Raw genomic sequence first — 14,804 nt, 5'->3', positions numbered from 1 at the left:
CGGACCGCGCATCGCGCGATCCGGGCCGGTCTTTTCTTCGCGGCCGCTCTGCCCGGCGCAGAATTCCTGGACTCCGGCACCGTCCCCGGTGAGGGTGGGGCAATGCTCGAACGTGTCGCCATCCTCTCCGACATCCACGGAGCGCTGCCGGCGCTGGAGGCCGTCCTGGCCGAGCCCGACGTGGCCGCCGCCGACCTGATCGTGCTCACCGGCGACATCGCGGACGGCCCGCAACCGGTCGAGGTGCTGGACCGGCTCGCCGCGCTCGGTGACCGCGCGCTCTGGGTCGGCGGCAACGGCGAACGGGAGCTGGTGGCGGCCCACGCCGGCCAGCCGGCCTCGTACGACGTCTCGAACTGGGCCGCCGCGCAGTTGCGGGAGGATCAGGTCGCCCGGCTGGCCGCGCTGCCGCCGACCGCCACGCTCTCCGTCGCCGGCCTCGGCGAGGTGCTCTGCTGCCACGCGACGCCCCGGGACGACGAGGCGATGGTGCTGGTCGACTCGCGGCTCGACCGCTGGGCCGAGGTCTTCACCGGCCTGCCGACCGAGGTCGGCACCGTGGTCTGCGGGCACACCCACATGCCGTTCACCCGGCTCGTCGACCGCCGCCTGGTGGTCAACCCGGGCAGCGTCGGCATGCCGTACGGCGGGGACGGGGCCTGGTGGGCGCTGCTCGGCCCGGGCGTGCAGTTGCGCCGGACCCGGTACGACGTGGACGCCGCCTGCGCCCGGGTGGCCGCCGAGTCGGGCTTCCCGGGCGCCGCCGCCTGGGCCGACGAGTACCTGCGTTCCCGCAACAGTGACACCGACGCCCTCGCCGTCTTCGGACCCCGCGACGGCCGCTGAGCGGCAGCCCGCGCCGGGCGCGGGGCCGGCCGGAAGGTGTCCGGCCGGCCCCTGCCCCGTCAGCGGTGGTTCAGGTAGTGCCGGGCGGTGTCGCGCAGCCGCGCGTGCGTCCCGTCGTATCCGCCGATCCCGCCCAGGTAGCGCTTGTCCACCTTCGCCACCATCGTGTAGTTCGGGTCGCAGACGTTGCCGACCGGCGCCTCACCGGCCTGGCTCACCAGCTGGTACGCGTCGAGCTGATCCAGCCCGACCAGCTCGGCGGTCCAGGTGACCAGGTCGTGCTGGCTGATCCGGTAGGCGTCCTCCAGCGGGCGGGCGGAGCCGGTGGACATCAGCGCGTCGTCCGACTCCAGCCGCGGCCACGGGGTGCCGCGCCCCTTGATGACGTCCACCACGACCGTGGTGTTCATGGCCGCCTCGAGGCCGGTGCCGCAGACCTCGCCGTGGCCCTGCCGGCAGTGCCCGTCGCCGAGGGCGAACAGCGCCCCCGACACGTTCACCCCGAAGTACGCGGTGACGCCGGCTCGCAGCTCCGGGGTGTCCATGTTGCCGCCGTGCGCGTCCGGGGTGATCGTCATCCGCGCCTCGAAGGCACCGGGCGCCACCCCGACGGTGCCGTGCATCGGATCCAGCGGCAGCGCCACGGTGTAGTCGCCCCGCCGGGCCCGGTACGTCGCCGTGCCGGCGGCTACGTCGACGTCGTACCGCCAGACCACCTCGTCCAGCGGGGGTTGCAGGGTCGCCGTGGTGTGCGTGCTGGTGAGCGCGCCGAAGTGCGGGAAGGTGGTGGACACGGCCCAGTCCCGGGCCGGTTCGATCGCGATGAAGTGCACGGCGAGGGTGTCCCCGGGCTCGGCCCCCTCGACGTGGATCGGCCCGGTCACCGGGTTGAGGTAGGGAAATTCGCACACCTGCGACGGCAGGTCGTCGACGGTCCGGACCCGCCCGCCGAAGCAGTCCTCGGTGTACAGCTCGAGGATCGTGCCCGGGCGCACCCGGAGCACCGCCTCACGCCCGCCGAAGGTGTAGGAGAGCTCGTCCGGCTCCGGCCGGTACTTCACCACGTCGGTCATCAGTGCGGCTCCTTCACCGGCTCGTCGGTGCTCTCGTGGGCGACGTCGACGAGCGCGGCGAGCTCGGGACGCCGGCCCGTCAGGTAGAAGACCAGCAGGACGAGGAGCCCGACAGCCAACCAGACGAAGCCGAGCACCTGGGCGGCGACCTTGGCGTTGATCACGACGTAGAGCAGGATCAGGAATCCGATCACCGGCACCACCAGGTGCCGCAACCAGTCCCGGCTGCCGTTGCGCACGACGTAGTGGGTCACGACGGAGACGTGCAGCGCCAGGAACGCCGTCATGGCACCGAAGTTGACCAGTGTGGACAGCAGCGAGATGCCGTCGTCCCGGCTGGCCATGTAGAGGCCGAGCGCCAGGGAGATGCCGGCGACCAGCAGGGTGGCGTTGGCCGGCACCTGGTGTCTCGGGTTGATCCGGGCGAGGAAGCGGGGCATCTGCCGGTCGCGGGCCATCGCGTACAGCAGGCGGGAGGTGGCGGCCTGGGCGACCAGGGAGTTGGCGAAGCCCCAGGCGATCGCGGTGGCCAGGGCGGTCAGCCCGGCGAGCCAGCCCCCGCCGGCCACCCGGGCCGCGTCGTAGAAGGCGGTGCCCTCGGGGTCGCCGTTGTCGAGCAGACCGGTCGCGTCCGGCACCAGCAGGGCCGCGACCCACGTCTGCACGATGAACAGGGCACCGGCGAGCAGCAGCGCCCCGACCATCGCCCGGCCGATCTGTCGGGCCTCCTCGCGGCTCTCCTCCGCCAGCATGGAGATCCCGTCGAAACCGAGGAACGAGAGTACGGCGATCGACACCGCGCCGAAGACCAGCGGCCAGGAGAAGGTGTCCCCGTTGAACAGTGGCCGCAGCGAGAAGCCCGTGCCCTTGCCCTGCGCCAGCGCGATCACGCCGACGACCAGGAAGATCACGAGGATGGCCAGCTCGGCGACGAGCATCACCCGGTTGACCCGCGCGGTCATCCGGATGCCGAAGTAGTTGACGACGGTGTTGAGCACGACGAAGGCCGCCAACCACGCCCACACCGGCACCCCGGGCACGAGGGAGTGCATGGCCACGCTGGCCACCAGGTAGAGCAGGCCGGGCACGAGGACGTAGTCGAGCAGGATCACCCAGCCGGCGAGGAAGCCGACGGGCGGCGCGATGCCGCGACCGGTGTAGCTGTAGACGGAGCCGGCCATGGGGAAGGCCCGGACCATCTGCGCGTACGACAGGGCGGTGAACATCATCGCCACCATGCCGATGAGGTACGCCAGCGCGACCATGCCGCCGGAGCCGGAGTAGACGCTGCCGAAGATGCCGAAGGGGGCGATCGGCACCATGAAGATCAGTCCGTAGATGAGCAGGTCGATGAAGCTGAGGGACCGGCTCAGCTCCTGCCGGTAGCCGAACCGTTCGACCTGGGCTGTCTCGGATGGGTCGGGAGGTTGAGTCATGGCACGCCTCCTTGATCTGGTGAGGCCGCACGTTAGTCCCGCGGGGGACGGACAGGAAGATCCATCTACCTCTATTGGGAACATCGACAAAGCGCCGCAATGGCCGCGTAGTCACCGCGGCAGAAAAAGTCAGGCTTGACTGTTTGTTTCGGCGACGGCACGCTGTCCCCGTGCCCCCCGCATCGACCCGCGTCCCGCAGCAGGAACGCAGCCGCGCCACCCAGGCCCGGCTGCTGGAGGCGACCGTCGAGTGCCTGGTCGAGCACGGCTGGTCCGGCACCACCACCACGGTGGTGGCGGCCCGGGCCGGCGTCTCCCGAGGCGCCCAGCTGCACCACTACCCGACCAAGGCCGCGCTGGTCACCGCCGCCGTCACCCACCTCACCGAACGGCGGGCGGTGGAGCTGCGCACCGAGGCCGCCGCACTGCCGGCCGGCCCCCGACGGCTGGACCGGGTGGTCGACCTGCTCGCCGCGGCCTTCACCGGGCCGCTCTTCGTCGCCGCCCTGGAACTGTGGGTGGCCGCCCGCACCGACGCCGAACTGCGCGACGCCCTGGTGCCGCTGGAGGCCCGGGTCGGCCGCGAGATGCACCGGCTGACCGTCGAGCTGCTCGGCGTGGACGAGCGCCGCCCCGGCGTACGCGAGGCGGTGCAGGCCACCCTCGACCTGCTTCGCGGCCTCGGGGTGGCCAACCTGCTCAGCGACGACTCGGCCCGGCGTACCGCCCTGCTGCACACCTGGAAGCGCCAGCTCGCCATCCTGCTCACACCCGACGACGGCCCGCCGCCGCCCGGGAGCGCGCGGCCGCACTGACCCACCGGAGGGACCATGGTCGACCTGACAGCCCTGCTCGCGGAGCTGACCGCCGAGTCCGAGCAGCTCGACGCCCTGGTCGCGCCGCTGCCGCCGGAAGGCTGGGCCCGGCCGACCCCGGCCCCCGGCTGGACGGTCGCCCATCAGCTCGCCCACCTGGCCTGGACCGACCACGTGGCCCACCTGGCCGCCACCGACACCGACGCCTTCTACGCCTCGGTGCTGTCCGCCCCGGACCCGGCCCGGCTGGTCGACGACGGCGCCGAGGCGTTCCTCGCCCCGCCCGCCGACCTGCTGGCCCGCTGGCGGGCCGGCCGCGCGGCGCTCACCGCGGCCCTCGCCGCCGCGCCGGCCGGGGAGAAGCTGCCCTGGTACGGCACCCGCATGTCACCCGCCTCGATGGCCACCGCCCGGCTCATGGAGACCTGGGCGCACGGCGAGGACGTGGCCGACGCGCTGGGCGTCCGGCGCACCCCGACCAGCCGGCTGCGGCACGTCGCGCATCTGGGCTTCCGTACCCTCGGGCACGGCTTCGCCGCGCACGGCCGCGCGGTGCCGACCACGCCGGTCCGGGTGGAGCTGATGGGACCGGACGGGGACACCTGGGCCTTCGGCCCGGCGGACGCCGCCGACCTGGTCACCGGTCCGGCGCTCGACTTCTGTCTGCTGGTGACCCAGCGCCGGCACCGCGCCGACCTCGCCCTGGTGGCCACCGGGCCGGTCGCCGACGAGTGGCTGGACGTGGCGCAGGCGTTCGCCGGCCCACCCGGGGGCAAGCGGGAGGCCGCCGGCAGCGGGGTGGCCCGGTGACCGCGCTCCGGGTCGGCAACGCCTCCGGCTTCTACGGCGACCGGCTCAGCGCCTGGCGGGAGATGCTCGACGGCGGCGAGCTGGACGTGCTGACCGGCGACTACCTGGCCGAACTGACCATGCTGATCCTCGGCCGGGACCGGCTACGCGACCCGTCCCTGGGCTACGCGAAGACCTTCCTGCGGCAGCTGGAGGGCTGCCTCGGCACCGCGCTGGACCGCGGGGTCACGCTGGTCACCAACGCGGGCGGTCTCAACCCCGCCGGGCTGGCCGCCGCGATCGGCGCGCTCGCCGACCGACTCGGCCTCACCGTGCGGATCGGGTACGTCGAGGGCGACGCCCTCGCCCGGCCGGACGCGCTGACCGCGAACGCGTACCTCGGGGCGTTCGGGATCGCCGCCTGCCTGGAGGCCGGGGCGGACGTGGTGGTCACCGGCCGGGTCACCGACGCCTCGCTGGCGGTCGGCCCGGCCATCGCCCGGTTCGGCTGGGGCCGGGACGACCTGGACGCGCTGGCCGGGGCGACCGTCGCCGGGCACCTGATCGAGTGCGGCGCGCAGGTGACCGGGGGCAACTTCAGCTTCTTCACCGAGCTGCCGGACGGTGGCCACCGCCCCGGCTTCCCGATCGCCGAGATCCACCCGGACGGCTCGTCGGTGCTCACCAAACATCCCGGCACCGGCGGCGCGGTCACCGTCGAGACGGTCACCGCCCAACTGTTGTACGAGGTGGACGGGCCGGCGTACCTGGGGCCGGACGTGGTGACCCGGCTGGACACGGTGGCGCTGAGCCAGGAGGGACCGGACCGGGTCCGGGTCTCCGGGGTCCGGGGCACGCCGCCGCCCGACACGCTCAAGGTCGGCGTCAACAACCTGGGCGGCTTCCGCAACTCGATGACCTTCGTGCTCTGCGGGCTGGACATCCCGGCCAAGGCGGCCCTGGTCCGGGGCCAGTTGGCGGAGGCGGTCGGCAAGGAGGGGCTGGAGTTCACCCTGGCCCGGACGGACCACCCGGACGCCGCCGACACCGAGGCCGCCAGCGCGCTGCTGCACGTACACCTGCGGGACGGCGACAAGGCGCGGGCCGGACGGGCCTTCTCGGCGGCGGCGGTGGAGCTGGCGCTGGCCTCGTACCCGGGGTGCACGCTGACCACCCTGCCCGGCGACGCGACGCCGTACGGGGTGTTCACCGCCGACGCCGTGCCGCAGGACGCGGTGGCGCACGTGGCCGTGCTGCCCTCCGGCGAGCGGGTCACGATTCCACCCCCACCCACCACCTGTTTGCCGGGGGCCCCTTTACGACAGGAGGCGTTAACAGGGGGCCCTTCCTTGCATCCGACCCGGCGGGCGCCCCTCGGTGAGGTGGTGGGCGCCCGGTCCGGCGACAAGGGCGGGGACGCGAACCTGGGTGTCTGGGCCCGCACCGACGCGACCTGGGCCTGGCTGCGCGGCTGGCTGACCGTCGAGCGGCTGGCCGAACTGCTGCCGGAGACCGCCCCGCTGACCGTCGAGCGGTACGAGCTGCCGAACCTGCGCGCGGTCAACTTCGTCGTCCGGGGGCTGCTCGGGCCGGGCGTGGCCGGCTCCACCCGGTTCGACCCGCAGGCCAAGGCGCTCGGCGAACTGCTCCGCTCGCGAGTGGTGGACCTGCCCGCCGACCTCAGTCCGGGGGTGCCGGCATGACCATCGTGGACACCCCCGAACGGCGGCAGCTGCGTGAGCTGACCCGCGCCTTCGTCACCAAGGAGGTCCTGCCGTACCTGGCCGACTGGGAGCGGGCCGGGGAGGTGCCCCGGTCACTGCACGAGACCGCCGCGAAGATCGGGCTGCTCGGCGTCGGCTTCCCCGAGCAGGTCGGCGGCAGCGGCGGCGACCTGCTGGACTCGATCGTGGTCACCGAGGAGATCATCCGCTCCGGTGGCTCGTCCGGGCTGGTGGCGGCGCTCTTCACGCACGGCATCGCGCTCCCGCACATGGTCGCCGCCGGCGACGAGGACCTCATCGACCGGTACGTCCGGCCGACCCTGGCCGGGACGATGATCGGCGCGTTGGCGATCACCGAGCCGGACGGCGGCTCCGACGTGGCGGGCATCCGCACCTTCGCCCGCCGCGACGGCGACCACTACGTGGTGAACGGGTCGAAGACGTACATCACCAGCGGGCTCCGGGCGGACTTCGTGACCACCGCCGTCTGCACCGTCCTGCCGGGCTCCGGCGAGCTCAGCCTGCTGGTGATCGAGAAGGGCACCCCCGGCTTCACCGTGGGCCGGCGGCTGGAGAAGCTGGGCTGGCACTGCTCGGACACCGCCGAGCTCTCCTTCACCGACGTCCGGGTGCCGGTGGCGAACCGGATCGGGCCCGAGGACACCGGCTTCCTGGCGATCATGCAGCAGTTCGCCGCCGAGCGGCTCTCCCTGGCCACCCAGGCGTACGCGACCGCGCAGCGCTGCGTGGAACTGGCCGTGCAGTGGTGCCGGGACCGGTCCACGTTCGGCCGGCCGCTGGCCAGCCGGCAGCTGATCCGGCACCGGCTGGCCGAGATGCACACCCGCGCCGAGGCGGCCCGCGCGTACGTGCACGACGTGGCCGAGCGGGTGGCCGCGGGGCAGCCGGTGGTGACCGAGGTGGCGATGGCGAAGAACGTCGCCGTAGCGGCCTGCGACCAGGTCGTCGACGCGGCGCTGCAACTGCACGGCGGCTTCGGCTACCTGCGCGACGCCGAGGTGGAGCGGCACTACCGGGACGCGCGGATCCTCGGCATCGGCGGCGGCACCACCGAGATCATGAACGAGATCATCGCGAAGGGCATCGGGCTATGACCACGCTGGAGAGTGCGATCGACCCGTCCTCGGCGGCCTACCGGGCCAACCGGGAGGCCCTGCTGGACCGCCTCGCCGAGCTGGAGGCCGCGCTCGACCAGGCCCGGGCCGGCGGCGGCGAGAAGTACGTGACCCGGCACCACCGGCGCGGCAAGCTGCTCCCCCGGGAGCGCATCGAGCTGCTGCTCGACCCGGACAGCCCGTTCCTGGAGCTGTCCCCGGTGGCCGCGTACGGCACCGACTTCCCGGTCGGGGCCAGCACGGTGACCGGCATCGGCGTGGTCGAGGGCGTGGAGTGCCTGATCGTGGCCAACGATCCGACGGTGCGCGGCGGCGCGGTGAACCCGTGGGCGCTGGCCAAGACCCGGCGGGCCGGCGAGATCGCGCTGGCCAACCGGCTGCCGATGGTCAACCTGGTCGAGTCGGCCGGCGCGGACCTGCCCACCCAGGCGGAGATCTTCATCCCGGGCGGCCGGGTGTTCCGCGACCTGACCCGGCTCTCCGCGGCCAAGATCCCCACCGTCAGCGTGGTCTTCGGCAACGCCACCGCCGGCGGGGCGTACGTGCCGGGGATGTCCGACTTCACCATCATGATCCGGGACCGGTCCCAGGTGTACCTGGCCGGGCCGCCGCTGGTGAAGATGGCCACCGGCGAGGTCACCGACGACGAGTCGCTGGGCGGGGCGGCCATGCACGCCACGACGTCCGGCCTGGCCGACTTCCTGGCCGAGGACGAACGGGACGGCATCCGGCTGGCCCGGCAGTGCGTACGCCGGTTGAACTGGCGCAAGCAGGGCCCGGGGCCACGCAGTCCGCTCCCCCGGCCGCCGAAGTACGACCCGGAGGAGCTGCTCGGCATCGCCAGCGCCGACCTGAAGGTGCCGTTCGATCCGCGCGAGGTGCTCGCGCGGGTGCTGGACGGCAGCGAGTTCGACGAGTTCAAGCCGGCCTACGGCACCGCGCTGGTCACCGGCTGGGGTGAGCTGCACGGCTATCCGGTCGGCGTGCTGGCCAACGCCCGGGGCGTGCTGTTCAGCGCGGAGGCGCAGAAGGCGGCCCAGTTCATCCAGCTCGCCAACGCGGCCGACACCCCGCTGCTCTTCCTGCAGAACACCACCGGCTACATGGTCGGCACCGAGTACGAGCAGCGCGGCATCATCAAGCACGGCGCACTGATGATCAACGCGGTGTCGAACTCGAAGGTCCCGCACCTGACGGTCAACCTGGGCGCCTCCTACGGCGCCGGCAACTACGGCATGTGCGGCCGGGCGTACGACCCGAGGTTCCTGTTCACCTGGCCGAACGCCAAGTCGGCGGTGATGGGGCCGGCACAGCTGGCCGGAGTGCTCTCGATCGTGGCCCGGCAGGCCGCCGCGGCGCGGGGACGGGACTACGACGAGGACTCCGACGCCGCGATGCGGGCGATGGTCGAGCAGCAGATCGAGTCCCAGTCGGGGGCGCTCTTCCTCTCCGGCCGGCTCTACGACGACGGGGTGATCGACCCGCGGGACAGCCGTACCGTCCTCGGGCTCTGCCTGTCGGCGATCCACAACGGACCGGTCCAGGGCGCCGAGGGCTTCGGCGTCTTCCGCATGTAGGAGTTGCTGTGATCTCAAGGCTTCTCGTGGCCAACCGGGGGGAGATCGCCCGCCGGGTCTTCGCCACCTGCCGGGCGCTCGGCGTGGCGACCGTGGCCGTGCACTCCGACGCGGACGCCGACGCGCCCTTCGTCGCCGAGGCCGACCAGGCCGTCCGGCTGCCGGGGAACACGCCGGCCGAGACGTACCTGCGGGTCGACCTGATCCTGGACGCGGCCCGCCGGGCCGGCGCGGACGCCGTGCACCCGGGCTACGGCTTCCTCGCCGAGAACGCCGAGTTCGCCGCGGCGGTGACCGACGCGGGGCTGACCTGGGTGGGGCCGCCGGCCAAGGCGATCGCCGCGATGGGCGACAAGATGGCGGCGAAGGCACTGCTCGCCGACGCGGGCGTGCCGATGCTGCCGACCTGGACCGACGACGACCCGGTGACCGACTTCCCGGTGCTGGTCAAGGCCAGCGCCGGGGGCGGCGGGCGGGGCATGCGGGTGGTCCGGGACCCGGCCGGGCTCGCCGAGGCCGTCGCCTCCGCCCGCCGCGAGGCGGCCGCGGCCTTCGGCGACGGCACGGTCTTCATCGAGCGGTACGTCGAGCGCGGCCGGCACGTGGAGGTGCAGATCTTCGGCGACACCCACGGCACCGTCGTGGCGCTCGGCGAGCGGGACTGCTCGATCCAGCGACGACACCAGAAGATCGTCGAGGAGGCGCCCGCGGTCCTCCCGCCCGGGCTGCGGGAACGACTGCACGCCGCGGCGGTGGCCGCCGGCCGGGCCGTCGACTACGTCGGCGCCGGGACCGTCGAGTTCCTGCTCGGGCCGGACGGGGACTTCTTCTTCCTGGAGATGAACACCCGCCTCCAGGTCGAGCACCCGGTCACCGAGGCGGTCACCGGGCTGGACCTGGTCCGGCTGCAACTGCTGGTCGCCGAGGGCGAGCCGCTGCCGCTGGCGGCCACCCCACCGGTCGTCGGACACGCGATCGAGGTCCGGCTCTGCGCCGAGGACCCGACCCAGGGCTTCCGTCCGGCGACCGGCACCCTGCACCGGTTCGCGATCCCCGGGGTGGCCGGCGGGTTCGCCCCGCTGCGCGGGCTCCGGCTGGACTCCGGCGTCACCGACGGCTCGGCGGTGAGTGTCCACTACGACTCGATGCTGGCCAAGCTGATCGCCTGGGCGCCCACCCGCGCCGAGGCGGCCCGGGCGCTGGCGGCCGCGCTGGCCCGGGCCGAGCTGCACGGCGTGCCCACCAACCGGGACCTGCTGGCCCGGGTGCTGCGCAGCCGGGAGTTCGGCGCCGTGGAGATCGACACCGGCTTTCTGGAGCGGCACCCGGAGGTCTTCGCCCCGCTGCTCCCGCCGGACCAGGTCCCGCTGGCCGCGCTGGCGGCGGCGCTGGCCGCGGCCGCCGGGCGGCGCTCGTCCGCACGGGTGCTGGCCGGGCTGCCCTCGGGGTGGCGCAACGTCCCGGCGTTCCCGCAGGTCACCCGCTTCGCGACGAGCGACGGCGGCGAGCTCGAGGTCCGGTACCGGCTGAGCCGCACGGGCACGCTCGCCGAATGGTCGCTGTCGTCGGCCACCGCGTCGACCGGCCCGGACGGAACGGCACCGGGTGGGGACGCCTCGTCCGGCGGCCCGACGCCGGCCGTGAGCCTGGTCGGGGCCACCCCGGAGCGAGTGGCCCTCGACGTCGACGGCGTCCGGCGGGTGTTCCGCGTACACCGGGCGGGGTCGGCGGTCTTCGTGGACGGCCCGGACGGGGCGGCGAGCCTCACCGAGCTGCCGCGGTTCCCGCTGCCCACCGCGGAGCTGGCGGCCGGGTCGCTGCTCGCGCCGCTGCCGGGCGCGGTGACCCGGGTGCACGTCGAGGTCGGCCAGCGGGTCGCCGCCGGTGACCTGCTGCTGACCCTGGAAGCGATGAAGCTCGAACATCCCGTGCTCGCCCCGGCCGACGGCGTGGTGGCGGAGCTGCCGGTGCCGGCCGGCGGCCAGGTCGAGACGGGTGCCGTACTGGCCGTGGTCGACCCCGAGGAGGACCCCCGATGAACTTCGACCTCACCCCCGAGCAGGACCAGCTCCGCGACGCCGTCCGGACCCTGGGGCGCAAGTACGGCCACGACTACTTCGTGCGCAAGGCGAAGGCCGGCGAGCACACCACGGAGCTGTGGCACGAGGCCGGCCGGCTCGGCTACCTGGGGGTCAACATCCCGGCCGAGTACGGCGGCGGGGGCGGCGGCATCACCGAACTCGCCATCGTCTGCGAGGAGCTGGCGGCGGCCGGCTGCCCGCTGCTGCTGCTCGTGGTCTCCCCCGCCATCGCCGCCACCGTGATCAACAAGCACGGCACCGAGGAGCAGCGCAAGCGGCACCTGCCCGGCCTCGCCGACGGCTCCCAGAAGATCGTGTTCGCGATCACCGAGCCGGAGGCCGGCTCGAACTTCCACCGGCTCGGCACGGTGGCCCGCCGGGACGGCGACGACTGGCTGCTCTCCGGCCGCAAGTGCTACATCTCCGGCGTCGACGAGGCCGGTCACGTGCTGGTGGTGGCCCGCACCGAGGATGGGGCGACCGGCAAGCTCAAGCCGGCCCTGTTCCTCGTGCCCACCGAAGCGCCCGGGCTCGAGCGGTCCAAGCTGGACATGGAGATCCTCTCGCCGGAGAACCAGTTCCTGCTCTACCTGGACGATGTCCGGCTGCCCGCCGACGCGCTGGTCGGCGAGTCGCTGGAGGCGGGGCTGCCGGCGCTCTTCTCCGGGCTGAACCCGGAACGGATCACCGTCGCCGCGATGGGCGCCGGCACCGGCCGGTACGCCATCGAGCGGGCCAGCGGGTACACCGCCACCCGGAAGGTGTGGGGCGGCCGGAGCATCGGCTCGCACCAGGGCGTCGCCCACCCGCTCGCGCACGCCGCGGTGCAGGTCGAGCTGGCCCGGCTGATGATCCACAAGGCGGCCAGCCTGTACGACGCCGGCCGCGACCTGGAGGCCGGCGTCGCCGGCAACATGGCCAAGTACGCCGCCGGTGAGGCCGCCGCGCTCGCCGTGGACACCGCCGTGCAGGCGCTCGGCGGGGCCGGCATGACCACCGAGTACGGGGTGGCCACCCTGCTCGGCGCGGTCCGCGCCGGCCGGATCGCCCCGGTCAGCCGCGAGATGATCCTCAACTTCGTCGCCCAGCACGTCCTCGGCCAGGACAAGTCCTACTGACGCCCCCCCGGGGGCGGAAAGGGTGGCCGAATCGACACCGTGTGTCGTGGCCGCCGCGCTGTCAGGATCGGACCCGACTGAACACACGGGAGGGTGCGATGGACAGAAGAGCGCTTCTCAAGGGAATCGCCGGAGCGGCGGTCGCGGCCCCGGCCGCCGGCCTGCTCGGCGCGTCGCCGGCCGAGGCGGCGACCTACTACGTGATGGCGACCGAGCAGGCCAGCGGCCGGATCCTGCGCTTCAACCCGGCCGCCTGGAGCGGCGGCACCACGCTCTGGCAGGCCCCGAGCCGTACCGGCACCTGGACGAACCTGTCCGACGTCAAGCGCCGGAGCACCGCCAGGTGGGGCAACGTCATGCTGGTCACCTCGTCCGGCGCCGGTGACTACCTGGGCCGGGCCGCGATGATCGACGAGAGCGCGATCAGCTCCTCGCACACCGGCGGGATCGTCTGGCAGACCACGGTCGACGGCAACCCGCACTCGATCGAGCGGATTAAGGACCGTGGCGCCATCGTGGTGGCCACCTCCAAGGGGGCGACCGGCTCGTCCACCGGCGGCGGCCTGCACCTCTTCGTGCCCGCCAGCAACGGGGGCACGCCGAGCACCCACCGGGCGCAGTTCATCAGCTTCCCGGGCGCGCACGGGGTGATCTACAACCAGAACGGCTTCGTCATCGCGGTCGGCAGCGGCGAGGTCCGGCTGTACGGGATCACCGGCAACGGCTCGTCCACCCGGCTGGCGTACCGCACCAAGCTCACCTTCAGCGACGGCGCCGGCAAGGCGAAGACCGGCCACGACATCCTGCCCGACCACAAGGGCGGCGGCTACTTCTTCACCTCGTCCTACAACGTGCGCTCGCTCAACCTGGTGTACGCCGGCAACAGCTGGCAGTTCACCTCCAGCGTGGTGAGCACCACCGACCACGTGAAGGCGTACACCCGGCTGCCGAACGGGGTGCGGACCTGGATCGTCCCGGGTGCCGGTGAGGGCGAGTGGAGCAAGACCATCCACTTCAGCTCCGGCAACCACAGCAAGAGCGGCGCCCGCTTCTACCGGGTGCGCTACTACACCACCGCGTTCGCCTGACCGACGGGCCCGGGGTACGGCGGGCGCCCGATCACCCGCCGTACCCCGGGGGTCCCTCAGCGAGCGATGCCGGCGATCCCTGTTGCGGTACGGGACCGGATTGCACGTGGCATGTGGCTGCCTTCCGGTGGGGAACGGGGTCTGTCGAGGAGACCTCGACCCCCGTCACTCTAGGGCCGGACCCGCCCCTCAAACGCGGATCGAAGCGACAAATTGCCGATTGATGTAACGGCATTGTCTTGATCGACGCTATTTTCGCCTCATTGCGACCGTGGACATCGGACCGTACGGCCGGACCGGCCACGCGATCGGCCGGTTGACAGCCGGACAGCCTGGGCGATCCTGTACGGGTGAGCTCATATCCCAGGCCCGATGCGCGGGTGAGGGCCGCCCTCGCGGTCCTGGCGGCGGTGGCAGCGCTGGTCACGTTGCTGGTGTGGCGGCCTTCGGGCGTCCTGGCGGTGGCGCTGGCCCTGCTCTGCGTGCTGCTCGGGATGACCGCCGCGGTGGCGGTGAGCGCCGCCCGTGCCGCCACCGACGACGCCCCGGGGCAGGGCTGGTCCGGTGCCGACGGTTACCAGGTGGACGCCGACACGCTGGAGTCGTTCGATCCGCGGACCCTGCGGGATCCCGCGGTGGGCGAACCCGACGTCGACGCCGACACCTTGGAGGCGCTCGACCCGCGGGAGGTCCGCGGCAGCCGGCGGGTGCCGGAGGGGCTCAGCGACCGGTGAGGGTCGGCACGGCGAGCGCGTCGACGCCCCGCCCGGCCAGGCAGCGGTAGGTGCGGTCGGCGGCGGCCGCCGCGGGCGGCAGCACCTCCAGGTTCCAGCCCGCCGCCTGCCGGATGCCGCTGGCCAGCCGGAACGTGCTGACGTTGCAGACCTGCTGGACGGCGGCGTCGGCGACGACCGCGTCGTGGCCGGCCCCGGCCAGGCTCGCCGGCAGCACCCCCTCGGCGTAGGTCTCCCAGGTGTGCCGGCCGTCGCACGGCACGCGGGCCGCCTCCGCCCGGTCCCGGCGCAGCCGTACCGGACCGAAGCACTCCAACTCCGGTGCGCACCGGGCACCCGCGGGCAGGCGCACGCCCCCGGCCGCGCAGCCGGGCAGCACCTTCGCCG

12 protein-coding genes and 1 pseudogene are annotated in these 14,804 nt (G+C 73.4%); 10 read left to right on the top strand and 3 right to left on the bottom strand.

All coding sequences use genetic code 11. The features are described from left to right. Nucleotides 1–846: metallophosphoesterase family protein (locus ACWEVO_RS11825; RefSeq protein WP_452307518.1), on the top strand; the 846-nt coding region annotated here is incomplete at its 5' end. A gap of 59 nt (nt 847–905) precedes the next feature. On the opposite strand, the gene ACWEVO_RS11820 is transcribed toward ACWEVO_RS11825, so the two are convergent. Together ACWEVO_RS11820 and ACWEVO_RS11815 are read right to left on the bottom strand one after the other, a co-directional pair. Next, nucleotides 906–1,919, bottom strand: coding sequence for an acetamidase/formamidase family protein (locus tag ACWEVO_RS11820; protein ID WP_452307517.1), 1,014 nt, complete (start codon nt 1,917–1,919; stop codon nt 906–908). Next, nucleotides 1,919–3,355 (bottom strand): APC family permease, encoded by a 1,437-nt coding sequence (locus ACWEVO_RS11815; RefSeq protein ID WP_452307516.1) that lies wholly within the window; start codon nt 3,353–3,355, stop codon nt 1,919–1,921. Before ACWEVO_RS11815 ends, ACWEVO_RS11820 begins: the two co-directional genes overlap by 1 nt. A gap of 170 nt (nt 3,356–3,525) precedes the next feature. On the opposite strand from ACWEVO_RS11815, the gene ACWEVO_RS11810 reads away from it, so the two are divergent. From ACWEVO_RS11810 to ACWEVO_RS11770, 9 genes are all read left to right on the top strand, one after another. After that, nucleotides 3,526–4,170 (top strand): TetR/AcrR family transcriptional regulator, encoded by a 645-nt coding sequence (locus tag ACWEVO_RS11810; protein ID WP_452307515.1) that lies wholly within the window; start codon nt 3,526–3,528, stop codon nt 4,168–4,170. A gap of 15 nt (nt 4,171–4,185) precedes the next feature. Then, entirely contained in the window at nt 4,186–4,980 is a 795-nt protein-coding gene (locus ACWEVO_RS11805; RefSeq protein ID WP_452307514.1) for a TIGR03084 family metal-binding protein, read from the top strand. Continuing rightward, nucleotides 4,977–6,662 carry an acyclic terpene utilization AtuA family protein gene (locus tag ACWEVO_RS11800; protein WP_452307513.1) on the top strand — a complete coding sequence of 562 codons (1,686 nt, stop codon included), beginning with the start codon at nt 4,977–4,979 and terminating at the stop codon, nt 6,660–6,662. The genes ACWEVO_RS11805 and ACWEVO_RS11800 overlap by 4 nt, the downstream gene beginning before the upstream one ends. Continuing rightward, complete coding sequence (locus ACWEVO_RS11795; RefSeq protein ID WP_452307512.1) at nt 6,659–7,798, top strand: acyl-CoA dehydrogenase family protein; 1,140 nt, start codon at nt 6,659–6,661, stop codon at nt 7,796–7,798. Before ACWEVO_RS11800 ends, ACWEVO_RS11795 begins: the two co-directional genes overlap by 4 nt. After that, nucleotides 7,795–9,396, top strand: a complete 1,602-nt coding sequence (locus tag ACWEVO_RS11790; RefSeq protein ID WP_452307511.1) for an acyl-CoA carboxylase subunit beta — start codon at nt 7,795–7,797, stop codon at nt 9,394–9,396. The genes ACWEVO_RS11795 and ACWEVO_RS11790 overlap by 4 nt, the downstream gene beginning before the upstream one ends. An 8-nt stretch (nt 9,397–9,404) precedes the next feature. Then, nucleotides 9,405–11,435: an ATP-binding protein gene (locus ACWEVO_RS11785; protein ID WP_452307510.1), complete on the top strand. Its 2,031-nt coding sequence runs from the start codon at nt 9,405–9,407 to the stop codon at nt 11,433–11,435. Then, nucleotides 11,432–12,595: an acyl-CoA dehydrogenase family protein gene (locus ACWEVO_RS11780; protein WP_452307509.1), complete on the top strand. Its 1,164-nt coding sequence runs from the start codon at nt 11,432–11,434 to the stop codon at nt 12,593–12,595. The genes ACWEVO_RS11785 and ACWEVO_RS11780 overlap by 4 nt, the downstream gene beginning before the upstream one ends. A gap of 98 nt (nt 12,596–12,693) precedes the next feature. Then, nucleotides 12,694–13,683, top strand: a complete 990-nt coding sequence (locus tag ACWEVO_RS11775; RefSeq protein ID WP_452307508.1) for a hypothetical protein — start codon at nt 12,694–12,696, stop codon at nt 13,681–13,683. A 380-nt stretch (nt 13,684–14,063) separates the two neighbouring features. Next, nucleotides 14,064–14,417, top strand: a complete 354-nt coding sequence (locus tag ACWEVO_RS11770; RefSeq protein ID WP_452307507.1) for a hypothetical protein — start codon at nt 14,064–14,066, stop codon at nt 14,415–14,417. Here the strand turns inward: ACWEVO_RS11770 and ACWEVO_RS11765 are convergent. Continuing rightward, a pseudogene (locus ACWEVO_RS11765) lies at nt 14,404–14,804 on the bottom strand (serine/threonine protein kinase); the annotation flags it as partial. The gene ACWEVO_RS11770 and the pseudogene ACWEVO_RS11765 sit on opposite strands and share 14 nt — an antisense overlap.

It is taken from the genome of Micromonospora sp. NPDC003776, assembly GCF_053605645.1.
This window is presented reverse-complemented; position numbering and strand designations above follow the sequence as displayed.

Excerpts from the sequence above, each read along its gene's own strand:
- ACWEVO_RS11820 (WP_452307517.1), bottom strand. The coding sequence starts at position 1,919 with ATGACCGACGTGGTGAAGTACCGGCCGGAGCCGGACGAGCTCTCCTAC.
- ACWEVO_RS11815 (WP_452307516.1), bottom strand. The coding sequence starts at position 3,355 with ATGACTCAACCTCCCGACCCATCCGAGACAGCCCAGGTCGAACGGTTC.
- ACWEVO_RS11805 (WP_452307514.1), top strand. The coding sequence starts at position 4,186 with ATGGTCGACCTGACAGCCCTGCTCGCGGAGCTGACCGCCGAGTCCGAG.
- ACWEVO_RS11795 (WP_452307512.1), top strand. The coding sequence starts at position 6,659 with ATGACCATCGTGGACACCCCCGAACGGCGGCAGCTGCGTGAGCTGACC.
- ACWEVO_RS11790 (WP_452307511.1), top strand. The coding sequence starts at position 7,795 with ATGACCACGCTGGAGAGTGCGATCGACCCGTCCTCGGCGGCCTACCGG.
- ACWEVO_RS11780 (WP_452307509.1), top strand. The coding sequence starts at position 11,432 with ATGAACTTCGACCTCACCCCCGAGCAGGACCAGCTCCGCGACGCCGTC.
- ACWEVO_RS11775 (WP_452307508.1), top strand. The coding sequence starts at position 12,694 with ATGGACAGAAGAGCGCTTCTCAAGGGAATCGCCGGAGCGGCGGTCGCG.